Below are 22,897 nucleotides of genomic sequence, written 5' to 3' on the forward strand. Positions count from 1 at the left end.
GGCCGTAAGACCGCTACAGGCCCAGGCCGCGCCGCTTCCGCATCTGCCGCACCAGCGCCGCCGTGCCGAGCAGCGCCACCGTCGCACCGGCCGCGCCCGCCGCCGTCGCGTCCTTGCGGCCGAGCCGGCGGCCGACGACCGTGTGCCGGCCCTCGACCTCCTCGAGGAGCGCGGCGAGGACCGCCTCGTTCGTCCAGGCGGGCCGCCATCCGGCGTCGTGCAGCCGTCCCACGGACACGACCCACGGGTGCATGGTGTACGCGAGGTCGCCCGCCGGGGAGGGGGTGAGCCCGATCCGGTGCAGACGGGCCGCCGCGCCCAGCGCCACCGCCGAGGGCAGCTCCATGCGCCGGATCCCGGAGAGCTCCTCGACCTCCTCCTGCTCCAGCCAGCCGTCACAGCCGACGGCGAACTCCCCGTCGACCTTCTCCAGAGCCGCGTACTCCAGGGCGCTCACCAGGTCCTCGACGTGGCAGAACTGCCAGGTGGGCCGGGAACCCGCGACGACGAGGAGCCGGGGCGACTCGAAGTAGCGGGTCAGCGCCGTGTCCGTGCCGCCGACGAGGATCGCCGGTCGGACCACGGTCACGTTGAGCCCGGGGTGGGCCCGGGGCGCGCGGCGGCCCAGGCGCTCGATCTCCAGCAGGTCGCCGACGCCGGTGGCCTCGGCCGTCGCGCGGAGCTCGGCGTCCTCGGAGAGCGGGATGTCGTTGTCGGGCAGGGCGCCGTAGACCATGGCGGAGGTGCAGAGCACCACCCGCCGGACCCCGGCCGCCGCGGCGGCCGTGAGCACGGTCTGCGTGCCGCGCACGTTGTAGGCCGTCCGGGCGGCGGGGTCGCTCTCTAGGTCGAGGTCGACGGCGAGGTGCACGACGACGTCCGCGCCGCGCAGCTTCTCCGCGATGGCCGGATCGCGGACGTCGAGGATCTGCCACCGCGCCTCGGGGACCTCGCCGCGGCGCTCGTCGATGGCGATGACCTGCTTGACCTCCTCCGAGGCGGCGAGGCGCCGGGTCAGCAGGTCGCCGACGCCGGAGGCGGCGCCGGTGACCGCGACGACGGGGCCGCGCGCGGCGGACCGGGTGGACGGGTTTCGCGCTCCGCGAACCTGAGGATCTGGGGAACTCACCGGGCGTCTCCAGCGGTTGTCTTCAGTACGTACACGCGTGACGCGTACGGACCAGGTGGCGTCCATCCTGCCGCAGGGCACGGCCCGGCGGAGCACCGAGCCCATATCCGGCCCGGATGTCTACGCTGGTGGTGTGTAGCGGGCAGTCGCCGCCGGCAGGAGGCCGGCGGCCCTACGAGCCGAGGAAACCTGTGAGTGACACCCCATTCGGATTCGGCCTTCCGCCGGAGGAGCCGGAGAACGGCGACGAGGGCAACAAGAAGGACCCCGCCGGAGGTGGCCAGGGGTCCGGCGGCCAGGGCAACGGCGGCCCCTTCGGTGCCAACCCGTTCGGCTTCCCCCTGCCCGGCATGGGCGGCCCCGGCGGCGCCGACAACCCCTTCGCCGCGATGTTCGGTTCGCTGAACCCGAACGACCTGGGGGCGGCCTTCCAGCAGCTCGGCCAGATGCTGAGCTACGAGGGCGGTCCCGTGAACTGGGACATGGCCAAGCAGATCGCCCGACAGGTGGTGGCCCAGGGCACCGCCGACGGCACGAAGGACGCCAGCGTGGGTCCGGCCGAGCGGACGGCGGTCCAGGAGGCCGTGCGCCTCGCCGACCTCTGGCTCGACCAGGTCACCTCGCTGCCCTCGGGCGCCGGTACGGCGGTGGCGTGGAGCCGCGCCGAGTGGGTGGAGGCGACCCTGCCCGCGTGGCAGCAGCTGGTGGACCCGGTCGCGGAGCGGGTCGGCACGGCGATGGGCGACGTCCTCCCGGAGGAGATGCAGGCCATGGCCGGCCCGCTGATCGGGATGATGCGTTCCATGGGCGGCGCCATGTTCGGCCAGCAGATCGGGCAGGCCGTGGGCGCGCTCGCCGGTGAGGTCGTCGGGTCGACCGACGCCGGTCTGCCCCTGGGTCCGGCCGGCAAGGCCGCGCTCCTGCCGCTGAACGTGGCGGCCTTCGGCAAGGACCTCGGTGTCCCCGCGGACGAGGTGCGGCTCTACCTGGCACTGCGTGAGGCCGCCCATCAGCGGCTGTTCGCGCACGTGCCGTGGCTGCGGGCGCACCTGTTCGGCGCGGTGGAGAGTTACGCGCGCGGGATCAAGGTCGACACCTCGAAGCTGGAGGAGGCCGTCGGGCAGCTCGACCCGACGCACCCGGAGCAGCTCCAGGAGGCGCTGCAGTCCGGCATGTTCCAGCCGCAGGACACCCCGGAGCAGAAGGCCTCGCTGGCCCGCCTGGAGACGGCGCTCGCGCTGGTCGAGGGCTGGGTGGACGCGGTGGTCCACGAGGCCGCCAAGGCCCGTCTGACCTCGGCGGACGCACTGCGCGAGACGCTGCGGCGGCGGCGGGCGACCGGCGGTCCCGCCGAGCAGATGTTCGCCACGCTGATCGGCCTGGAGCTGCGTCCGCGGCGGCTGCGGGACGCGGCGCGCCTGTGGGCCTCGCTCACCGACGCCCGCGGGGTCGACGGCCGGGACAGCCTGTGGGAGCACCCCGACATGCTGCCGACGGCCTCGGACCTCGACGACCCGGACGGCTTCGTCCACCGCGAGCAGCCCGACTTCTCCGAGCTGGACAAGATGCTGGGCGAGGCCGCCAAGGGTGACACCCCGGAGGACGGGGACGGCCCGGCGTGACCCTGTACGACGACGCGGTCCTCGTCCTGAAGGGGTACGAGGACCAGCCGGAGCTGCGCCAGGTCTACCTGGACCACCTCGCGGCCCGTCCGGACGGCATGTACAAGCCCTGCGGGGCCGGTCACCTCACCAGCAGCGCGCTGGTGATCGACCCCTCGCGGGGGCGGGTGCTGCTGACGCTGCACCGGAAACTGAACATGTGGCTGCAGATGGGCGGGCACTGCGAGGAGGGCGACCGGACGGTCGCGGAGGCGGCGCTGCGGGAGGCGACGGAGGAGTCCGGCATCGCGGACCTCACGCTGCTGCCGGGCGGTCCGGTGCGACTGGACCGGCACCCGATCCCGGCGCCGTGCCACTGGCACCTGGACGTGCAGTACGCGGCCCTGGCCCCGGCCGGCGCGGAGGCCGCGATCAGCGACGAGTCGCTGGACCTGCGCTGGTTCGCCTACGACGAGGTGGCCGGCGTGGCGGACACCTCGGTGGTACGGCTCCTGGAGGGCACGCTGGCGCGGCTCGGGTGACCGGGCGGCTCGGCTGACCGGGAGGCTCGGGTGACGGGCGTGCGAGGGGGCGGTCGCCGTGGCGGCCGCCCCCTCGTCCTGTCCGTACGGCTCAGTTCCAGGCGTTGTTCTGGTTCTGGGCCCGGGAGCCGTGCTGTCCCGCGCCGAACTGGGCGGCGACGCCCTGCCCGATGGCCGCGTGCTGCGGGGGCATGACCTCGCTCGGCTGCACGAGGGCGAAGCCCTGGCCGAGGAAGCTGAGCTCCCAGCCCTCGCCCGTGCTGCCGCGCCTGCGGCGGACGCTGGCGTTGTGCGTCTGCGCCTGCATCTGCACGCGCAGCCCGGTGGACCAGGCGACGATCGCGTCCGCGTCGACGCTGACGTACTTCTCGGGCGTGACCTGCATCATCAGCGGCTGCCCCGAGGTCATGAGGGCAACCTTGCCCCGGCCGGAGATGTTGAGCTGGTACTTGCCGGAGCCTGAGATGCCGTACTGGCTGTCGACGGCGATGACCTCGGTGTGGAGGGTCGAGTCGAGCGCCAGGACGTAGGCGCTGTCGACGGTGAGGCCCTCCTGCTCGACCTCCACGACGTGGATGTACTGCGCGAGGTTGGCGAAGTAGACGGTGCCCTGGCCCGAGCAGCGCATCAGGTCGAGGCCCTCGCCGGTGCGGGCACGGGCCCGCCGCTGGCTCGGGGTCTGGTACTCGCCGTCGAAGTCGACGAGCCCCTGGTACGCGACCATGGCCCCCTTGCGGGCGAGGATGTCTTCCTGCCCGGTGAGGCTGACCCGCAGGAGCTGCGGGTTCTGGATGACGTACCGCTCCTGGCTCTGCTGTTCCGCGTGGTTGAAAAGCGGGCTCTGCATGGTGTGTTCGCTCCCCCTCAGCCCCGGATCCGCAGGCGGTCGGTGCTGTCCTCGCTCGGCTGTACGACGACGATGCCCTGGCCCGAGAAGGCCATCTGGTAGGCCTCGCCGCTGCCCCGTCCGATGAGGGAGGAGGCCTTGAAGCTGCGCTTGCCCTTGACCTTGAGGGCGGGCGACCAGGCGACGAGCGCGTCGGGGTCGACGTACGTCTCGTCCTCGCCGCGGCCGCAGTCGACGACGATCGGCGTGCCGCGCGAGGTGAGCGCGACCCAGCCGGTGCCGGCGATCTCCACGTTGAACAGGCCCTGGCCGGCGAACTTGGCGAGGCCCTTGACCCGCTCGACGCCCCACTGGAGGTGGGCGTCGAAGGCGAGCAGATTGGTGCCGTTGACGGAGAGCGAGTCGTTCTGGAGGTTGATCACGACGACGTCGGCGCCGTAGTCGGCCAGGTAGAGCAGTCCGTCGCCGGAGCACTTCATGACCGGGGCGCCCTCACCGGTGGCCCAGGCCTGGGCCACCTGGCGGACGGCGGGCGGGTTGGGCTCGTAGGTGATGTAGCCCTCGTAGGCGACCATCGAGCCGGTGCGGGCGTACAGATCCTGGCCGGTGGCCATGGCGACCTTGAGCATGGAGCGGCCGTGGTTCTCCATCCGGGCCGCGACGGGGGTCGGGGCGTAGCCCGCGAGCTGCTGGTTCATGACTTCGGGCTCCCTCAGACCTCGTAGGGCTGGACGACGATGAAGTTGCCGGGGGCGCCCCGGAACTGCAGGTTCACGGTCTCGCCGCTGTGACCCGGGTAGGCGTTGCGGCGGAGGCGGACCTGGCTGGAGAGGATGACCTGCGAGGCCGCGGACCAGGCGACGACGGCGTTGCAGTCGGCGAAGGTGGTCGGCGTCACCGGCAGGACCACGGGGATGCCGTGGGTCTTCACGACGACCGTGCCGGTGCCCTGGAACAGCATGGTGAACAGGGCGCCGCCGGGAATGCCGTGGCCCTCGATCCGGCGGACCTCGTACTGGAGGGACTCGTCGAAGGCGAGGACGTTCTCGGCGGAGACGCAGATGCCGTCCCCCTGGAGCTCGATCGGGTGGAGGTGGGCGCCTTCCTCGGCGAGGAACACCTGGCCCCGGCCGCTGCAGCGCATGAGCTGCATCTCCTGCCCGGTGGCGTTGCCGACGATCCGGCCGGTGAAGCCGGCGCCCTTGTGGGAGAAGTCGACCTTGCCCTGGTACATGACCATGGAGCCCTGGCGGGCGAGCACGGGCACGCCGCCCATGGCGAGGTCGACCCGCATGAGCTGCTGGTTCTGCGGGGCCCAGCGGCTGCCGGTGGGCGTCTCCTTGTACGGCGCGAGCGCGGCCGCGAGTCCGGCGCCGGTGGCGGGCACGCCCTGGGGCACGCCGGGCTGCTGGCCGTACGGCTGCTGCTGCCCGTACGGACCGGGCGCGGGCTGCCCGTACGGGGCGCCGTGCGGCGGGGTCTGGCCGGGGACGTGACCGTACGGGGCGGGCGGCTGCTGCCCGTAGGGGGCGGGCGCCGGTGGCTGCCCGTAGGGGCCGGGGGCGGCGGGCGCCACGGGCGGCGGGACCTGCGCGGGGGCCAGGGGGGCCGCCATCGTGGGCGTCGCGTGGACCGGCGGCGCGGGCGGGACGGGTGCGGGCGGGACGGGTGCGGGGACCGGCGGGACCGGGGCGGGCGGGGGTGCCTGGGGCGGGGCCTGGGGTGCGCCGAACGCGGGCGCTGGGGCCGGCGCGGGCGGGGCGGGAGCACCGAACGCCGGCGGCGCGGACGCCTGCTGCGGCGGGGCGAAACCGGGCGCCGGGGCCGGCGCGGCGGGCTCCTCCTCGGCGACCTCGCCGCCGAAGTTCCGCAGGAGCGCTTCCAGGCCACCGTCGAAGCCCTGACCGACGGCGGCGAACCGCCAGACGTCCTTCAGGTAGAAGTCGCCGAGCATCACCGCGCGCTCGGTGGAGAACTCCGCGCCGGTGAAGGAGTAGCGCGCGACCTCCTCGCCGCCCGCGACGATCCGCAGATGGCCGGGGCCGATCTGGGACATCTGGCCGGCGCCGTCGATGGTCGCGGTGAACGACAGCTTGTGGATGTGCGGCGGGATCCGGTCGAGGGTGACGCGGAAGGACTCCGTGTCCCCGGCCTGCGCCCCGAGGAGCTGGATGGATTCCTCCGGCGACTTCGGCTGGTTGAAGAAGACGAAGTACCGGTCGTCCGAGAGCCGCTCCGCGGCGTCGAGGCCGAAACAGCTGATGTCGAAGGTCAGTCCCGGGGCCGCGATCTGCACGCCCACGTACAGATCCGTCCCGGCGGTCAGATCACTGATCTTGGCCTTGTGGCCGCGTTGGAATTCCCTGGCCATGCGTAACGACCGTCCCCCATCCCGAATGGCGATTGCTCGCGTCAGGCTAACGGCTGGGGGCGACATCAAGACAGGCTGGAACGTTTTCGGTACGAAATCATTCCTCGCCGGCGACATCGTGGTGCGGCAGCCTCCCGGCGGCCACCACGCCCTCCAGGTAGCCGCGCGCCCGCTCGGTGCGCGGGTACGCCTCGAGGAGCCGCCAGAAGGCGGGCCCGTGGCCGGGCACGAGCAGATGGGCCAGCTCGTGGAGGAGGACGTAGTCGACCACGTACTCGGGCATGCCCTGGAGCCGGTGGGAGAGGCGGATGCTGCCCTCGGAGGGCGTGCAGGAACCCCAACGGGTGTTCTGGTTGGTCACCCACCGCACGGAGGCGGGGCGGGCCCGGCCCCCGAAGAACTGCTCGGACAGGCGAAGCGCCCGCTCGGACAGCTCCCGGTCGCCGAGGACGTTCCGGTTCTCCTTGGCCGCGAGCTTGTCGAGCATCACGGCCACCCAGCGGCGCTCCTCGGCCTCGGACATCCGGGCCGGGATCAGCACGATCGTCCGGTCGCCCTCGCGGTAGGCCGAGACGGACTTCCGGCGCCGGGTGCTCCGGCGCACCTCGACCGGGCCGCTCGCCGTGGTCCGGGGCGGTGGGCTGGTCACGCTGGGCTGCGGGTCGGCGGGCATCTCCCCGAGGCTACCGGTCGACGGCACGACAAGACCTGCCCCGACGGCCCGCGTCGCATTCGAATGACTATTCCTCGGGCCTGTGGACAACTTTCGGCGGCTCTCGTGCGGGCCGCGGCAATCTCGCCCCGGGAGCGACGAGAAGCGTCATTCCATGATCGTGAATGGGGTGGGGAAAATGCGTCCGATGGTGAAGCCCGCGCTGCGCCGGGCCTGGCGGACTCTTCAGTGCGCGCAGTTCGGGATCACTCCGGCGCACGCGGTGGCGATGGACCCCGTGGACACCTCCACCGGAAGCCTCCTCGCCCTGCTCGACGGCAGCCGGGGAACGGACGCCCTGCGTGCCGAGGCGCGTGCCCTCGGTCTGCCCGACGGTCACCTGGAGGCGCTCCTCGGCCGGCTCGCCGCCGCGGGGCTGCTCGCGGACGCCGCGACCGGCCGGCCCGGGAAGGCGGGGCCGTCGGCCGGGGCGGTGGACACGGCGCTGGACCCGCTGCGAGCCGACCTCGCCGCCCTGTCGGTGGTGCACCCCCGGCCCGAGGCGGCGCCGCGCGTCCTGGCGGTCCGCCGGGCCCGCCGGGTCCAGGTCCGGGGCGCGGGGCGGGTGGGGGCGACGGTCGCCGCCCTTCTCTCCGCGGCCGGGGTGGGCACGGTCGAGGTGCTGGACTCGGGCCGGGTCGAGCCGTGGGAGACGGCACCGGGCGGACTGCCCGCCGAAGCCGTCGGCGAGCGCAGGGCGACGGCCGCCCGCCGCCTGGTGAACCGGTGGGCCCGGGACGCCCTGCGGCTCGGGCCGGGGACCGGCCCGGGCGGCACCGCCGGGCGGGACGGCGAGGCCGGACTGTCCCTCGTGGTGGTGGCTCCCCGGGACGGCTTCGGGGCGTACGTGCCCGATCCGCTGCCGGCCGAGCAGTGGCTCGCGGCGGGTGTCCCCCACCTGTACGCGGGAGTGCTGGAGGCGACGGGGGTCGTGGGACCGCTGGTGCTGCCGGGCGGGACGGCCTGCGCGCGGTGCGCCCAGGAGGAACGGACCGACCGGGAACCGGTCTGGCCCCGGCTCCTCGCCCAGTGGCGCTCGGGCTCCCCGCACCCGCTGCCGGCCTGTGACGTGGGTCTCGCCGCGGCGGTCGCGGGGCTCGCCGTCACCCACGCGCTCGCCTTCCTGGACGGCGAACTCCCGGCGAGCACCGGCACCCGCTGGGAGATGACGCTGCCCTGGTCACAGTGGCGGGCGGAGCCCCTGAGGCCCCATCCCGCCTGCCCCTGCGGGGCCGCGCGCGGGGCGGAGGGGGAGCGCGTCTCGGCCCCGCGAAGGGCGCAGGACACAATGGCGGGGTAACGGCCCTGCGCGGCACGGCAGTCTGGGTTTTGGAGGGGCGTATGTCTGATCTTCCCCGGAAGGCGGTCACCCGGACCGCGAAGTTGGCCGCGTTGCCCCTGGGCATCGCCGGCCGGGCCACCTGGGGCCTGGGTAAACGCATCGGCGGCAAGTCTGCGGAGCTGGTGGCCCGCGAGCTCCAGCAGCGGACCGCCGAGCAGCTGTTCAAGGTGCTCGGGGAGCTGAAGGGCGGGGCGATGAAGCTCGGGCAGGCCCTGTCCGTCTTCGAGTCGGCCCTGCCCGAGGAGGTCGGCGGCCCGTACCGGGCGGCCCTGACGAAGCTTCAGGAGGCGGCTCCGCCGATGCCGACCCGTACCGTGCACGCCGTCCTGGCGGAGCGGCTGGGCGAGCGGTGGCGGGAACTCTTCCTGGAGTTCGAGGACAAGCCGGCCGCCGCCGCCTCGATCGGCCAGGTGCACCGGGCGGTGTGGCACGACGGCCGTGAGGTCGCGGTGAAGGTGCAGTACCCGGGCGCGGGTGAGGCACTGCTCTCCGACCTGGCGCAGCTGAGCCGGTTCGCCCGGCTCCTCGGCCCCCTGATCCCGGGGATGGACGTCAAGCCCCTCATCACGGAGCTGCGGGACCGGGTCTCCGAGGAGCTGGACTACGCGCTGGAGGCCGAGGCGCAGCGCAAGCACGCCGAGGAGTTCGCGGACGATCCGCACGTGGTGGTACCGGACGTGGTGCACCAGTCGGACCAGGTCCTCGTGACCGAGTGGATGGACGGCATCCCGCTCTCCGAGATCGTCGCGGACGGCACGGAGGAGCAGCGGGACCGCGCGGGACAGCTCCTGGCCCGTTTCCTCTTCTCCGGTCCCGCCCGCACCGGTCTGCTGCACGCCGATCCCCACCCGGGCAACTTCCGGCTGCTCCCCGGCCCCGCGGAGGACGGACCGGAGGGCTGGCGGCTCGGAGTCCTCGACTTCGGCACGGTGGACCGCCTGCCGGGCGGTCTGCCGGCGACGATCGGCACCTGTCTGCGGATGACGCTGGCGGGCGAGGCGGAGACGGTGTACGAGCTCCTGCGGGCGGAGGGCTTCGTCAAGGAGTCCGTCGTCCTGGACCCGGACGCGGTCCTGGAGTATCTGCTGCCGATCATCGAACCGGCCGAGGCCGAGGCCTTCGTCTTCACCCGCGCCTGGCTGCGCACCCAGGCCGCCCGGATCGCCGATCCCCGTTCTCCGGCGCACCAGTTGGGCAAGCAGCTCAATCTGCCGCCGTCGTACCTGCTGATACACCGGGTGACGCTGAGCACGATCGGCGTGCTGTGCCAGCTGAACGCCACGGTCCGGCTGCGGGACGAACTGACGGAGTGGCTGCCGGGCTTCGCCCCCGGGCCCGGGACGGGGACCGCCGGCAAGCAGGCCGCCGGGGAGGAGCGCGACTAGAAGAGGGGTTGCCGGACCGACGTGGTCCGGGGCGCGCGCCAGACGAGGGAGTAGCGCCAGAAGAGACGCCGGCGCAGGCGCGCGCCGGGAAGGACGCGCCGGGCCGCGCGGGCGATCTCGGCGAGGCTCTGCTCGGGCGGCCGCGTGCGGGCGGCCATCGCGAGGGGCCGGGGCGCCCGCCGCCCCCGGTTGCGCCACCAACCGGTCGCGGCGTTCAGCGGCACGGCGAGCAGGCCGAGCAGGTGGTCGCCCGGTGTCCGGGGGCGGGCGAGCCCCAGCACGACCAGGGTGCCGCCGGGTGCGACGTGGCGGCGCAGGGCCCGCAGCCCCTCGGTGAGCGGCAGATGGTGAAGGGTCGCGACGCAGGTGACGACGTCGTAGGGGCCGTCGTCACCGGGTGCGGCGAGGGCGTCCCCGACGGTGAAGGTCACCCCGGCCCCCGGCGCGGTCAGTCCCCGGGCGCGGGCGATGATCTCGGGGTCGGCGTCCACCGCCCGTACCTCCGTCGCGCGCCCGGCGAGCAGCCGGGCGAGGTCACCGGTGCCGCAGCCGACGTCCAGGGCCCGCCCCGGGCGGCGCGGCAGCTGCCGCAGGATCCACCGGTGGTAGTGGGCGTTGTGGTCCCAGGGATGGGCGGCGTTGCACCGGTCGAGCGCCCGCAGCACCCGGGACGTCGGCGTCTGCGGGGTCGTCATGGCACGAGTCCACCGGATGCGGGACCGGTTCACCACCACGAGGAGTCGAGACGCCCCTCGATGGCGCGGAGGTTGGCGCGGGCGCAGTCCTCGCAGAAGTACCGTCGCCGGCCGTTCTCCACCGAGCAGGTCCAGGTCACCGGGAGGCTCTCGGCGGTCGTGCCGCAGCGGGCGCAGGAGAAGCGCTCCTCGGGGGTGCGGGCGTCGTTCACCCTCGTGACGATAGCCCGCCGGGCCACCCTGGTGCGGGCAACGCACCGCGGGCACAACACGCCGTGGGGGCCGGTCCGTTCGGTCCTGCCCCCACGGGAGCGTCACGGCGACGCTCAGTGCATGACGGCCATGGCGAGCGCGCGGCGGGCACGCAGCGAGACGCGCTCGGCGCGCCGCTGCATGCGCCGGGCGGCGATCAGGCGCGCGGCCTGACGTCCCGCCTCGGCCTCACGGCGCAGATCCTGCATATGCGCACGGGCCATGGCTTCTGGAATGAGTTGCATTTCACGGGTCCTGTTCTGACGCGCGGTGTGCGCGTTGACGGTGGAGAAGACTGGGGTCGCGGAGCCGGTGGGCTCACTGGCGGAAGAGGTCATCGGGGCCTGCTTCTGGGGATCGTGCGTGAGAGGGCGGTCGACGGTTCCGGCGGTGTTCATGCCACGACCGGGTTCTTGCGCGGGCGGCCGCGGGGCCGCTTCCGGGCGACGACCACACCCTGGACGAACAGCTCGCCGCCCCAGACGCCCCAGGGCTCGCGCCGCTCCTTGGCGCCGGCCAGGCAGGCCTCCATGAGCGGGCAGGTACGGCAGAGGGACTTCGCGTACTCGACGTCGGCCGGGGACTCCGCGAAGAAGACCTCCGGGTCGTAGGCACGGCAGGGAACGGGTACGCCGAGGTTCTCGATGGCGTCGTCGAGCGCGGTGAGCGCGGTGAGGGGGGCGACGGGGGTCAAAGCGGGGTCCTCCGTGGAGCCGGGCAGGGAGAGCGAATCGGAAGGCGGTACGGACGGGGCGTGCGCTTCGAGATGCACGGTGGTCATTCCTCGTCTGGTCGTTCCGGCCTGTTGGCCGGGCTGTCGGCTGGTACCGGGTGTTGCTTGTCCCGAGGCCCCTTCGCTCCGTCCTCCCCGTTCGGGGACAAACAGAAGGGCCGCGGATCCCGGGTGGGGTTCCGCGGCCCTGAAGGCGCCGGCCTGATCGTCGATCAGGCTGGATCACTCCAGGGTTCGAGCCCACGGAAGGCCCACGTGTGGTGCTGCGTCGTCTGCTGCTGGATGCCGGCACCGGTCGCCGCGAAGCCATAGGCCTTGGCGGCCTTGCCCGCTACTCCTGCTTCCAGTGCCTTGGTCGGTCGCTCGTTGCGCTCGATGGCGGGCATGCCGGTCCGGAACAGGCCGGAGACGGGCAGACCGCTGCCAAGGGACGCAAAGGCGGAGAGGCCGAGCGAGCAGGCGGAGACGACGGAGAGACCGGTCATTTTGGCGTCGCTGACGAAGCCGACGGTGCCGGCGGTGGTGCTGGGCTTGATGATGTTGCTGATCACTTCAATCGCCTCCTCTCGGCGTCTCGGAGGGGTCGGTGTGAGCCGGACCCTCGTGTTCATTTGGACAAGTACAGCACGAAGACAGGGCTTCGGAGAAGCCGCCGTTTCCGTGGTTAAGAACCTATGGGGCTTGACGGGGCGGGCGCAAACTATTTTTGCGACGAGTTTCGCTCAGTCCTCGATGTGGTCCAGGCCACCCTCCTGGCCTGCGCAGATGGCCAGGACATCGGCTCCGAAGCGCTCCAGCTTGCGGGCTCCGACGCCGGAGATCGAGGACAGCTCCCCGTCGGTCGCGGGGACCCGCTCGGCGATGGCCATGAGCGTCTTGTCGGTGAAGACGCAGTACGCCGGCTGCCCGAGCTCCCTGGCCTGCTCCGAGCGCCACTCCCGCAGCCGTTCGTACAGCGCCTCGTCCATGTCCGAGGGGCAGTCCTCGCAGCGCATGAGCTTCATGGCGCCGGCCTCGGTGAGCGTGGCACCGCAGACCCGGCACTGGACGGGCCCGCGCCGCTTCCGCCGGCCGCCCGCGCCCCGCTCGACGCCGCCGCCTCCGCCGGCGCCTCCCGCGCCGGCGGACCCGGAGCCGGGCCGGAGCCCCTTGAGGAACCGGGTGGGCCGCCGGGAGGCCCGGCCGCCCGGGGAGCGGGAGAGCGCCCACGAGAGCGAGAGGTGCTGCCGGGCGCGGGTCACGCCCACGTACAGCAGGCGCCGCTCCTCCTCGACCTGCTCGTCGGTCTTGGCGTAGGTGATCGGCATCATGCCCTCGGTGAGGCCGACCAGGAAGACGGCGTCCCATTCGAGGCCCTTGGCCGCGTGCAGCGAGGCGAGCGTGACGCCCTGGACGGTGGGGGCGTGCTGGGCGGCGGCCCGCTCGTCCAGCTCGGTGACCAGGTCGGAGAGCGTGGCCCCCGGCTTGACGCGGGCGAAGTCCTCGGCCAGCCGGACGAGGGCGGCGAGGGATTCCCAGCGGTCCCGCACGGCTCCGGAGCCGGCGGGCGGCTCGCTGGTCCACCCCTTGGTGGAGAGCACCGCCCGCACCTGGGACGGCAGGTCGTCGGCCCCGTCGAGCAGGGAGTCGTTGCCCCCGGCGCGGGCTGCCCCGCGCAGGGCGACCCCGGCCTCCCGTACCTCCTGTCGCTCGAAGAAGCGCTCGGCGCCGCGCAGCTGGTAGGGCACCCCGGCGTCGGCGAGGGCCTGCTCGTACACCTCGGACTGGGCGTTGACCCGGTACAGGACGGCGATCTCGCCGGCCGGGACACCGGCGGCGATGAGGTCACGGATGCGGCGGGCGGTGCCCTCGGCCTCGGCGGGCTCGTCGGCGTACTCGGTGTAGGCGGGCTCGGGGCCGGGGTCGCGCTGGGAGATCAGTTCCAGGCGGTGCTCGGCGGCCCGGCCGCGCGCCTGGTTCAGCAGCCCGTTGGCCAGGTGGACGACCTGCGGGGTGGAGCGGTAGTCGCGGACGAGCTTGACCACCGTGGCGTTCGGGTGGCGGGTGCGGAAGTTCAGCAGGTGGTCCGGGGTGGCTCCGGTGAAGGAGTAGATCGTCTGGCTGGCGTCACCGACGACGCAGAGGCTGTCGCGGTCGCCGAGCCACAGGTCGAGCAGTCGCTGCTGGAGCGGGGAGACGTCCTGGTACTCGTCCACGACGAAGTGCTGGTACTGGCGCCGGACCTGGTCCGCGATGTCGGGGCGGTCCTGGAGGATGCCGACGGTGAGCAGCAGCACGTCCTCGAAGTCGATCACCGAGCGGTCCCGCTTCAGCTGCTCGTACGTCGCATAGATCTGGCCAATCTCGGCCGGGTCCCGGGGAGCGTCCCTGACCGACTTGGCGACCGCCGCCGGATAGTCGGCGGGCACGGTCTGGGTGACCTTCGCCCACTCGATCTCGCTGGTCACGTCCCTGAGCTCGTTCCGGTCGAGCCGGATGCGGCAGCGGGCGGCGGCCTCGGCGACCAGCTGGATCTTCCGCTCCAGCAGTCGGGGCAGCTCACCGCCGACCGCTTTCGGCCAGAAGAACTGGAGCTGCCGGAGGGCGGCGGAGTGGAAGGTCCGGGCCTGGACGCCGCCCGCGCCGAGCTGGCGGAGCCGGCCGCGCATCTCGCCCGCGGCCCGGTTGGTGAAGGTGACGGCCAGCACACTGGCGGGCGGGAGTATGCCCGCGCGCACCCCGTAGGCGATCCGGTGCGTGATGGCCCGCGTCTTGCCCGTGCCGGCTCCCGCCAGCACGCACACCGGGCCGTGCAGGGCCAGGGCGACCTCGCGCTGCTCGGGGTCGAGCCCGTCGAGCACCGCGTCGGCCGTCTCCGGGACCTGCGGGAAAAGAGAGGAGTGCGTTGCTGCTGTCACCCCGCCATGCTGCCAGGTTCACGGGGGTGGATGCGGCGGCTTGTCCACAGGCCCGCGACACCGGTCGTACGAATTCCGGGAATGGCCGGGCGGGGGCGTACGTTCTTCTTCTCGGCACCCCGAGGAACCCGATCAAGAGGAGCGCCTGGCCATGCAGGGCACTGTGACGATGTACAGCACCGAGTGGTGCGGCTACTGCCGCCGGCTGAAGAGTCAGCTGGACCGCGAGGGCATCGCGTACACGGAGATCAACATCGAGCAGGACCCCGAGTCGGCCGCGTTCGTGGAGAAGGCCAACGGGGGCAACCAGACCGTACCGACCGTTCTCTTCCCGGACGGCTCGACGCTGACGAACCCGTCGCTCGCGCAGGTCAAGCAGAAGATCGGCGTCTGACGTCCCTCGTACGAAACCCCCGGCCGGCCCTGTGCCCGCCGGGGGTTTCGTCGTGTGCGGCGCGGGTGCGCGCGGCTCAGGCGAGGTCGCCGGGCTTCGGCAGTGGCTTGCCGTACCAGAGTTCGATCAGGCGGGAGGCGATCGAGATGCCGTACGGGGGCAGGACCTCGCCGGAGTCGAAGCCGGCGGCGAGCTCCTCGCGGGAGAACCAGCGGGCCTCGTGGATCTCCTCGCCGTCCACGGTGATCTCCGAGGAGGTGGCGCGGGCGAAGAAGCCCAGCATGAGGCTGGACGGGAACGGCCAGGGCTGACTGCCGACGTACTCGACCTCGCCGACCGTGACGCCCGCCTCCTCGAAGACCTCGCGGACCACGGACTGCTCGATGGACTCGCCGGGCTCGACGAAGCCGGCGAGGGTGGAGAAGCGGCCCTCCGGCCAGTGGACCTGGCGGCCGAGGAGGATGCGGTCGTGCGCGTCGGTGACCGCCATGATCACGGCCGGGTCGGTGCGCGGGTAGTGCTCGGCGCCGCAGGCCTGGCAGCGGCGGACGTGGCCGGCGGCGGCGATCACCGTGCGCTCGCCGCAGCGCGAACAGAAGCGGTGGAGGCGCTGCCAGTTCTCCAGGGCGACCGCGTGGACCATGAGACCGGCGTCGCGCGGCGAGAGCAGCAGCCCCGCCTCGCGCAGGCCGGCCGGGCGGGCGGACTGGTCCATGCGCCCCGGCAGGGAGTCCTTCTGCAGGGCGAAGTAGGAGACGCCCTCGGCGTCGGTGCCGAGGAAGTAGCGGTGGGTCTCGGTGAGCGGGGCCTCGAACGCCGGGGTCATCACGAGTTCGGTGCTGCCGTCGGGCCGGTCGTCGATCAGCACCTGGCCGCCGGAGACGACGAAGACACGCGTCGTGGGGTGGCTCCAGGCCGCCGCCAGCCAGGCCTCGTCGAGGCGGTGGTGCGCCGCGCGGTCGATCCCGCTCGGTGCGGTGAGCGAGATCGGGCGGTCCGCGAACGCGTTGTTCAGGGTGCTCACAGGTGCTTCCAACTCCCCCGGATCGGTGTGTGGGTTCAGCGCTGGGCGTCGTGGAGGGCGGCGGGCAGGTCGCCCCACAGGTACGCGGTCGTCTCGACGCCCTTCATGAGGAGGTCCAGTTCGATCTTCTCGTCGGGGGCGTGCCAGCCGTCGGACGGGACGCTGATCCCCAGGAAGAGGACCGGCGCGCCGAGGACGTCCTGGAGGTCGGCGGCGGGGCCGGAGCCGCCTTCGCGGGTGTAGCGGACCGTGGCGCCGTCGAAGGCCCGGCTCATGGCCCCGGCGAGCGCGGTGAGGGCGGGGTGGCCGAGCGGGGTGAGGCAGGGGCGGGTGGGGGCGCCGAAGACGATCTCGTACCGGATGCCGGCCGGGACGAGTCCGGCGAGCCAGTCCCGTACGGCGCGCTCGATCGCGTCCGGGTCCTGGCCCGCGACCAGGCGGAAGGAGAGCTTCAGCTGGGCGGAGGCGGGCACGATCGTCTTGCCGCCGGGGCCCTGGTAGCCGCCGCCGATGCCGTTGACCTCGGCGGTCGGGCGGGCCCAGACGCGCTCCAGGGTGGAGAAGCCGGCCTCGCCGAGGGTGCCGTGGGACTTGGCGGTGCGCAGCCAGGCGGCCTCGTCGAAGGGGAGCTCGGCGACGAGGGCCCGCTCGGCCTCGGTGAGTTCGGTCACGCCGTCGTAGAAGCCGGGGATCGCCACCCGCTCGTCCGCGTCGTGGAGGGCGGCGACGATGCGGCCGGCGACGGTGGCGGGGTTGGGGACGGCGCCGCCGAAGGATCCGGAGTGGATGTCCTGGTCGGGGCCGTACAGCGCGATCTCGCAGTCGGCGACCCCGCGCATGCCGGTGCAGACGGTGGGGGTGGTCTCGGACCACATGCCGGTGTCGGAGACGATCACGGCGTCGGCGGCCAGCCGTCCCGCGTGGTCCTCGACGAGCGCGCGGAAGTGCGGGGAGCCGGATTCCTCCTCGCCCTCGATCAGCAGCTTGAGGTGGACGGCGGGGGCGGTGCGGCCGGTGGCGGCGAGGTGCGCGCGGACGCCGAGGGTGTGGAAGAAGACCTGGCCCTTGTCGTCGGCGGCGCCCCGCGCGTACATCCGGCCGTCGACGACGGTCGGCTCGAAGGGCTCGGTGCGCCAGCCGTCCTCGCGGGCGGCGGGCTGCACGTCGTGGTGGCCGTAGACGAGGACGGTCGGGGCGTCCGGGTCCTCGGAGGGCCATTCGGCGAAGACGGCGGGGGCGCCGGGCGTCTCCCAGATCTCGACGGTGGGAAAGCCGGTCTCGGCGAGGTGGGCGGCGAGCCACTCGGCGCTGCGCCGTACGTCCCCGGCCCGCTCCGGCTGCGCGGAGACGGAGGGGATGCGGAGCCACTCGGCGAGGTCGCCGAGGAAGGTCTCGCGGTGCTGCTCGATGTACGTGCGTACGGCGTGGACGGCGCTGTCCGGGGTCTCGCTCATGGGCCCGAGCCTATCCGGCGTCCGGGTGTGCCCCCTCCAGCAGGAGGGCCTCCAGCTCGGCCCGGCCGGGGAGGCGGGCGGGGCGGACGATCTCACCCGTACGGACGTACACGAACGCGGCGTCCACCTCCTCGGGTGCCAGGCCGTGCTGTTCGGCCCAGGCGAGCCGGTAGAGGGCGAGCTGGAGGGGGTCGGCGGAGCGGGTCCGGCTGGTCTTCCAGTCGACGATCTCGTACGCGCCGGTGCCGGGGTCCCGGTAGACGGCGTCGATGCGGCCCCGGACCACCCGCCCGGCGAGGGTGAGGTGGACGGGGACCTCGACGCGGTGGGGGGTGCGGGCGGCGTACGGGGTGCGGGCGAAGGCCTCCTTGAGCGCGTCGAGGTCGCGTTCGTCGCGGATCTCGGGCTCGCCGGCGAAGTCCTCGCCGCCGGGCAGTTCGTCCGGGCCGAGGAACGGCAGGGGCAGCTCCTCGTAGCGGGATTCCACCCAGGCGTGGAAGCGGGTGCCGCGGCGGGCGGCGGGCTGCGGCGGGCGGGGCATGGGCCGGGCCAGCTCGCGGGCGAAGCCGTCCGGGTCGGCGGCGAGCCGCAGCACCTGGGAGGCGGAGAGGTAGGCGGGCAGGACGACGTCCCGGGTGGTGGCGCGGGCTCGCCGGAGCTCGGCGGTGAGGGCGCTCAGGTCGCGGTCCCAGGAGGCGATGGTGCGGGCCTCCTCGGGGGTGGGATCGCGGTACGGCTCCGAGGGCGCGGGTCCGGCCCCGGCCGGGTCCTCGTGCCCGGGCCCCGGCTCGGGCTCCCGGGGCGCGGGCACCGCGTCCGCGTGGGTGTCCTCGGGAAGGGGCTCCTCGGCCGGGGCGGGCTCGCCGGCGGTGGGGCCGTCGGGCGCGGGGCCTGCGGGCTCGTCCGCCCCGGGGCGCACGGGGTCGTCGTCCCAGGCGGGGTCCTCCGCCCCGGGAGCGTCGTCCCAGGCGGGCTCGTCCTCCCAGGCGGGCTCCTCGTCGGGCCAGAAGTCGTCGGGGGCGGGGCCGGGATCAGGGGCGGCGGGGGCGGCCGGGGTTCCGGTCCCGGCGTGCCGGAGGCGGTCCGCGAGCGCGGCCTTGACCTGCTCGGCGGCCTTCCGGCGGAGGCTCAGGGCCTGGTCGTCCAGGGGCAGGGGCCAGGGCCGGTCGCGTTCGGCCTCGGCGAGGAGGGGGTTCTCGGTGCCCTTCTCCGGTGCGTCGGCCCAGGCCTCGATCTCGCCGTGGCCGGCGGCGCAGTGCTCGTACAGGGCCAGCAGGAAGTCCGAGGGGCCGCGGGGCTTCTTCTGGGCGGGGCCCCACCAGTGGGCGGAGCCGAGGAGGAGGGCGCGGGGGCGGGTGAAGGTGACGTAGCCGAGGCGGAGCTCCTCGGTGTGCTGGTGGTCCCGCATCTCGTGCTTGAAGGCGGTGAGCGCCTTGGCGTTCCAGGCGTCGAGGGCCGGGAGGGTGGCGGCGTCGCCGCGCAGGGCGTGCGGGAGGACCTGGGGCTGGGAGGTCCAGGACTCGCGGGCGCGGGCGGAGGGGAACTGGCCGGAGACGAGGCCGGGGACGGCGACCACGTCCCATTCCAGGCCCTTGGACTTGTGGGCGGTGAGGACCTTGACGGTGTTCTCCCCGCCGGGGAGGGCGTTGTCGAGGCCCTTCTCGAACTGGGCGGCGGTGCGCAGGAAGCCGAGGAAGGCGAGGAGGCTCGCCTCGCCGTCGAGGGAGGCGAAGCCGGCGGCGATGTCGAGGAAGTGGCCGAGGGTCTCGCGGCGGCGGGCGGCGAGGGCGTGCGGGGAGGCGGAGAGTTCGACCTCCAGGCCGGTGGCGCCGAGGACGCGGTGGAGGACGTCCATGAGGGGGTCGGCCAGGGAGGTGCGCAGCGCGCGCAGTTCGGCGGCGAGGCGGGCGAAGCGGACCCGGGCCTCGGGCGAGAAGGGCAGGCCGTCGTCGGGGTGGCCGCCGGAGTCGAGGAAGGTGTCCAGGGCGTCCGCGAGGGAGACGACCTCGGACGGGTCGACGCCCTCGACGGCGGCGGCGAGCCGTTGCGCCGGGTCCGGGTCGTCCTCGCCCCGGTGGACGAGGAGGCGGGCGCGGCGGCCGAGGAGGGCCAGGTCGCGGGGGCCGATCCGCCAGCGCGGGCCGGTGAGGAGTCGTACGAGGGAGGCGTTGGCGCCGGGGTCCTGGAGGACCTCACAAACGGCGACGAGGTCGGCGATCTCGGGGAGGTGGAGCAGGCCGGAGAGTCCGACGACCTCGACGGGCACGTCACGGGCGACGAGAGCGGCGTGGATGGCGGGGAAGTCGGCGGCGGTGCGGCACAGGACGGCGATCTCGCCGGGTTCGCGGCCGGTGCGGACCAGGTGGGCGAGGGAGTCGGCGAGCCAGTCGATCTCCTCGGTGTGGGTGGGCAGCAGCGCGATCCGTACGCTGCCGTCCGCCTCGGCGCCCGGTGCGGGGCGCAGGGCCTCGACGCCCTGGTGGAGGGCGCGCAGCGGGGCGGCGAGCCCGTTGGCGAGGTCGAGGAGGCGGCCGCCGCTGCGGCGGTTCTCGGAGAGGGAGTGGCGGGCGGCGGGGCTGCCGTCCGCGTGGGGGAAGTGCTCGGGGAAGTCGTCGAGGTTGGCGACGGAGGCGCCGCGCCAGCCGTAGATGGCCTGGCAGGGGTCGCCGACGGCGGTCACGGGGTGGCCGGTGCCCTGGCCGAAGAGGCCGGACAGCAGCAGCCGCTGGGCGACGGAGGTGTCCTGGTACTCGTCGAGGAGGACGACTCGGAACTCGTGGCGCAGGATCGCGCCGACCTCGGGGCGGGTGGTGGCGAGCTCGGCGGAGAGAGCGATCTGGTCGCCGAAGTCGAGGAGGTCGCGGGAGCGTTTGGCGGCGCGGTAGCGGACGACGAGGTCGAGGAGCTCGCGGCGGGCCGCCGTGGCCTCGGGGATCTTGCGCAGCTCCTCGTTGGTGAGCTCGGCGCCGGCGAGTTCGGTGAGCAGCGCGGAGTCGTACGCCTGGAGTTCTTCCGGCCGGACGAGGTGCTCGGAGAGTTCCGCGTCGAGGGCGAGGAGGTCGGTGACGAGGGTGGGGAACGAGCGGGTGAGGGCCGGGTACGGGCCGGGGGCCTCGCGCAGGACGCGGGCGGCGAGCTGGTAGCGGGTGGCGTCGGCGAGGAGGCGTGAGGTGGGCTCCAGGCCGAGGCGGAGCCCGTGGTCGGTGAGGAGCTGTCCGGCGAAGGCGTGGTACGTGGAGATCCGGGGTTCGCCGGGCGGGTGCTCGGCGGCGTCGGGGGAGGTCGCGGCCGGGCCGGGGGCGGGACGTGGCGGGGGCACGGTGGGGGCCGGGTCGGGGTCGGTGACGCCGGCGCGCAGGAGAGCGGCGCGGACGCGCTCGGCGAGTTCGCCCGCGGCCTTGTTGGTGAAGGTGAGACCGAGCACCTGCTCGGGGGCGACCTGGCCCGTGCCGACCAGCCAGACCACCCGGGCGGCCATCACCGTCGTCTTGCCGGAGCCGGCGCCGGCGACGATGACGTGCGGGGCGAGCGGCGCGGTGATGCAGGCCGTCTGCTCCGGCGTGAACGGGATGCCGAGCAGCTCCTTGAGCTGCTCGGGGTCGGTGAGGTGTGCGGTCACTCCACAGAGGCTAACCGGGCGGTCCGACAGTGCCGGTCCCCGCCGGCCGTGCCCGGCCCCGCGCGGGGCCTCCCCGGGCGGCCGCTCAGGCGGGGCTGCCGCGGTTCAGCTTGCCGAGGTCGACGGTCTCGCCGGGGGGCGGGACGGTGACCCTGACCGGCTTGTCGTAGTCGGAGAGCGTGATCGAGCCGGGTTCGTCGCCTCCTGTCTTCACGGTCCTGAGGATGTACGGCTTGCCCTCCTGGGAGACGGACACGGTGGACGTCTCGCCGCCGGGCTTCTTCCTGACGAGGGTGGCGACCGGGGTGTCGTCGATCTTGCCGTCGCGGCCCCGGGTCAGGGTGCCGCGGTCCGGGTCGCGGGTGCCGTCCCGGTCCTTGTCCCGGTCGAGGTCGTCGAGGAGGGCCTTGAGGTCGCAGATGCCGCCGAGGTCCTCGCTGCCGGGCTGGCCGGGCGCGATCTTCAGCCACCGGCCCTTGAGGAGTTCGACGGTGGCGGCCGTCCGGCCGTCGGGCATGCCCTGGGATCCCAGGGAGGCGCGCCAGAAGGTCTCGTCGCCCTTCATGTACGTGATGTCGTCCGCGCGCCGCAGCTCCGCCGTGCCACCGGCGATCTTCAGGCGGCCTGTGCACTCGTTCCGGTCGTTGAGGGCGAGGTCGACGTCGAGGGGCTGGTCGTCGCTGACGATCCGGCCCTTCATGCGGAGGGAGGCCGCGGACTGGGTGGCTTCGACGGCCCGGTCGGCGATCTGTTCCGGGGTGAGGCCGGCGAACGGGTCGCCGGGGGACGGGGCGGCGGTCCTGGCGAGCGGGGCGGGGCCGGACGCGAGGCCGGGCGCCGCCGCTGCGGCCGGGACGGGGCCCGTGACGACGACGGCCACGCAGACGGCGGCCGCGGCGCGGAGCTTGCGGTGGGACGCCATGTGAGCCTCCTGGCGGATGCGCCGAACTCCTTCCCAGGGTCGCTCCACGCGCGCGTGCCCGCTACTTCTGCCCGTGCGGGCCCCACCCCCGCCGACGGGGGCCGGTGGGGCGGGGCCGCGTGGGGTCAGGAGGCGCCGGCGAGCTGGGCCATGTCGACGACCTGGTCGGCGGGCGGGGCCGTGACGGTGACCGGCTTGTCGTAGTCGCCGAGGGTGACGGTGCCAGGCTCGTCGCCGCCGGTCTCCACGACGCGCAGGATGTAGGGCTTGGCGGCGTCCTTGGCGACGTAGAAGGTGGTGGTCCCGCCCTTCGTGCCCTTCTTGGTGAGGGTCACGGCCGGGGCGCCTTCGACGTCGGCGTCGGCGCCGCGGGTCAGGCCCTTGCGCTGCTTGTCGTCCTTGTCCATGTCCTTGACGACGGTCTTCAGGTCGCAGAAGGCGCCCAGGTCGTTGTCGTCGCCCTCGGAGGGCATCTTCATCCAGCGGCCCTTGAGCAGGGCGGTCATGGCGTCGGCCTCGTCGCCCTCGGCGCCGCTGCTGGCGCGCCAGAAGGCGTCGTCGCCCTTCATGTAGGTGGCGCCGTCGACGCGGCGGATCTCGGCCTTGCCCGCGCCGGCGCCGGACATGGTGCCGGTGCAGACGCCCTTGTCGCTGAGCGCGAAGGCGACGTTCATGTCCTTGCCGTCGGTCTTGCCGGTGCCGTTCATGCGGAAGGAGGTGGCCTTCTTCGTGGCCTCCACGGACTTCTCCGCGATGGCGTCGGCCGTCAGGCCGGCGAAGGGGTCGGCGGGCTTGTCGTCGCCCTGGGAACAGCCCGTGACGCCGACGACCACGGCCACACAGACCGTGGCGGCCGTCCAGAGCTTCCTGCTGACCCTCATGTGCGTACTCCTCGCGCGTCACTTCTCATTGCTCTTCCGACGGCGCCTTCACGAAGAAGCGCCGCGACGAGAGTGACAGGTGAGGACGAACGAGGGA

The 22,897-nt window shown here is 73.7% G+C and carries 21 protein-coding genes; 5 read left to right on the plus strand and 16 right to left on the minus strand.

What is annotated here, in order from left to right; translation table 11 throughout:
- Nucleotides 1-13 precede the first annotated feature (13 nt).
- The gene (locus ACFY60_RS02220; protein WP_388607512.1) at nucleotides 14-1,129 is read right to left on the minus strand and encodes an SDR family oxidoreductase; all 1,116 of its coding nucleotides are present in this window, start codon (nucleotides 1,127-1,129) and stop codon (nucleotides 14-16) included.
- A gap of 191 nt (nucleotides 1,130-1,320) precedes the next feature.
- On the opposite strand from ACFY60_RS02220, the gene ACFY60_RS02225 reads away from it, so the two are divergent.
- Nucleotides 1,321-2,751 carry a zinc-dependent metalloprotease gene (locus tag ACFY60_RS02225; protein WP_388607510.1) on the plus strand — a complete coding sequence of 477 codons (1,431 nt, stop codon included), beginning with the start codon at nucleotides 1,321-1,323 and terminating at the stop codon, nucleotides 2,749-2,751.
- Nucleotides 2,748-3,272, plus strand: coding sequence for an NUDIX hydrolase (locus tag ACFY60_RS02230; protein WP_388607509.1), 525 nt, complete (start codon nucleotides 2,748-2,750; stop codon nucleotides 3,270-3,272). Before ACFY60_RS02225 ends, ACFY60_RS02230 begins: the two co-directional genes overlap by 4 nt.
- A 91-nt stretch (nucleotides 3,273-3,363) precedes the next feature.
- Here the strand turns inward: ACFY60_RS02230 and ACFY60_RS02235 are convergent, their stop codons facing one another.
- The 4 genes from ACFY60_RS02235 to ACFY60_RS02250 all read right to left on the minus strand — a co-directional run bounded on the left by ACFY60_RS02235 (nucleotide 3,364) and on the right by ACFY60_RS02250 (nucleotide 7,163).
- Entirely contained in the window at nucleotides 3,364-4,119 is a 756-nt protein-coding gene (locus tag ACFY60_RS02235) for an AIM24 family protein (protein WP_388607507.1), read from the minus strand.
- Between the two features lie 17 nt (nucleotides 4,120-4,136).
- Nucleotides 4,137-4,817: an AIM24 family protein gene (locus ACFY60_RS02240; protein ID WP_309056222.1), complete on the minus strand. Its 681-nt coding sequence runs from the start codon at nucleotides 4,815-4,817 to the stop codon at nucleotides 4,137-4,139.
- Between the two features lie 14 nt (nucleotides 4,818-4,831).
- A complete protein-coding gene (locus tag ACFY60_RS02245) occupies nucleotides 4,832-6,490 on the minus strand; it encodes a TerD family protein (protein ID WP_388607506.1) in 1,659 nt (552 codons plus the stop codon).
- Between the two features lie 97 nt (nucleotides 6,491-6,587).
- On the minus strand, nucleotides 6,588-7,163 hold the full coding sequence (locus ACFY60_RS02250) for a M48 family metallopeptidase (protein ID WP_388607504.1): 576 nt from the start codon (nucleotides 7,161-7,163) through the stop codon (nucleotides 6,588-6,590).
- Between the two features lie 178 nt (nucleotides 7,164-7,341).
- On the opposite strand from ACFY60_RS02250, the gene ACFY60_RS02255 reads away from it, so the two are divergent.
- The gene (locus tag ACFY60_RS02255) at nucleotides 7,342-8,502 is read left to right on the plus strand and encodes a ThiF family adenylyltransferase (protein ID WP_388607502.1); all 1,161 of its coding nucleotides are present in this window, start codon (nucleotides 7,342-7,344) and stop codon (nucleotides 8,500-8,502) included.
- Nucleotides 8,503-8,543: 41 nt separating this feature from the next.
- Entirely contained in the window at nucleotides 8,544-9,929 is a 1,386-nt protein-coding gene (locus ACFY60_RS02260; protein ID WP_388607501.1) for an ABC1 kinase family protein, read from the plus strand.
- Here ACFY60_RS02260 and ACFY60_RS02265 read toward each other — a convergent pair.
- The 6 genes from ACFY60_RS02265 to ACFY60_RS02290 form a co-directional block, all read right to left on the minus strand.
- A complete protein-coding gene (locus ACFY60_RS02265) occupies nucleotides 9,926-10,624 on the minus strand; it encodes a class I SAM-dependent methyltransferase (protein WP_388607499.1) in 699 nt (232 codons plus the stop codon). The two genes, ACFY60_RS02260 and ACFY60_RS02265, sit on opposite strands and share 4 nt — an antisense overlap.
- A 29-nt stretch (nucleotides 10,625-10,653) precedes the next feature.
- Entirely contained in the window at nucleotides 10,654-10,836 is a 183-nt protein-coding gene (locus ACFY60_RS02270) for a hypothetical protein (RefSeq protein WP_388607497.1), read from the minus strand.
- A 114-nt stretch (nucleotides 10,837-10,950) separates the two neighbouring features.
- Nucleotides 10,951-11,274, minus strand: a complete 324-nt coding sequence (locus ACFY60_RS02275; protein WP_388607494.1) for a hypothetical protein — start codon at nucleotides 11,272-11,274, stop codon at nucleotides 10,951-10,953.
- Nucleotides 11,271-11,648 (minus strand): WhiB family transcriptional regulator, encoded by a 378-nt coding sequence (locus ACFY60_RS02280; protein WP_388607492.1) that lies wholly within the window; start codon nucleotides 11,646-11,648, stop codon nucleotides 11,271-11,273. Before ACFY60_RS02280 ends, ACFY60_RS02275 begins: the two co-directional genes overlap by 4 nt.
- Before the next feature lie 173 nt (nucleotides 11,649-11,821).
- A complete protein-coding gene (locus ACFY60_RS02285) occupies nucleotides 11,822-12,160 on the minus strand; it encodes a hypothetical protein (protein WP_388607491.1) in 339 nt (112 codons plus the stop codon).
- A 171-nt stretch (nucleotides 12,161-12,331) separates the two neighbouring features.
- A complete protein-coding gene (locus ACFY60_RS02290; RefSeq protein ID WP_388607490.1) occupies nucleotides 12,332-14,506 on the minus strand; it encodes an ATP-dependent DNA helicase UvrD2 in 2,175 nt (724 codons plus the stop codon).
- A 151-nt stretch (nucleotides 14,507-14,657) separates the two neighbouring features.
- Between ACFY60_RS02290 and ACFY60_RS02295 the strand changes: the two genes are divergently transcribed.
- The gene (locus ACFY60_RS02295) at nucleotides 14,658-14,900 is read left to right on the plus strand and encodes a mycoredoxin (RefSeq protein ID WP_352059768.1); all 243 of its coding nucleotides are present in this window, start codon (nucleotides 14,658-14,660) and stop codon (nucleotides 14,898-14,900) included.
- A gap of 76 nt (nucleotides 14,901-14,976) precedes the next feature.
- On the opposite strand, the gene nudC is transcribed toward ACFY60_RS02295, so the two are convergent.
- The 5 genes from nudC to ACFY60_RS02320 all read right to left on the minus strand — a co-directional run bounded on the left by nudC (nucleotide 14,977) and on the right by ACFY60_RS02320 (nucleotide 22,800).
- Nucleotides 14,977-15,924: an NAD(+) diphosphatase gene (nudC, locus tag ACFY60_RS02300; protein WP_388607488.1), complete on the minus strand. Its 948-nt coding sequence runs from the start codon at nucleotides 15,922-15,924 to the stop codon at nucleotides 14,977-14,979.
- Between the two features lie 35 nt (nucleotides 15,925-15,959).
- On the minus strand, nucleotides 15,960-17,378 hold the full coding sequence (locus tag ACFY60_RS02305; protein WP_388607486.1) for a dipeptidase: 1,419 nt from the start codon (nucleotides 17,376-17,378) through the stop codon (nucleotides 15,960-15,962).
- Between the two features lie 10 nt (nucleotides 17,379-17,388).
- Nucleotides 17,389-20,997, minus strand: a complete 3,609-nt coding sequence (locus ACFY60_RS02310) for a UvrD-helicase domain-containing protein (protein WP_388607484.1) — start codon at nucleotides 20,995-20,997, stop codon at nucleotides 17,389-17,391.
- A gap of 85 nt (nucleotides 20,998-21,082) precedes the next feature.
- Nucleotides 21,083-21,919, minus strand: coding sequence for a hypothetical protein (locus tag ACFY60_RS02315; protein WP_388607483.1), 837 nt, complete (start codon nucleotides 21,917-21,919; stop codon nucleotides 21,083-21,085).
- A 125-nt stretch (nucleotides 21,920-22,044) separates the two neighbouring features.
- Nucleotides 22,045-22,800, minus strand: coding sequence for a hypothetical protein (locus ACFY60_RS02320; RefSeq protein WP_388607481.1), 756 nt, complete (start codon nucleotides 22,798-22,800; stop codon nucleotides 22,045-22,047).
- Nucleotides 22,801-22,897: the final 97 nt, after the last annotated feature.

This window comes from Streptomyces sp. NPDC012827 (genome assembly GCF_042900905.1).
Taxonomy (GTDB): Bacteria; Actinomycetota; Actinomycetes; order Streptomycetales; family Streptomycetaceae; genus Streptomyces; species Streptomyces gulbargensis.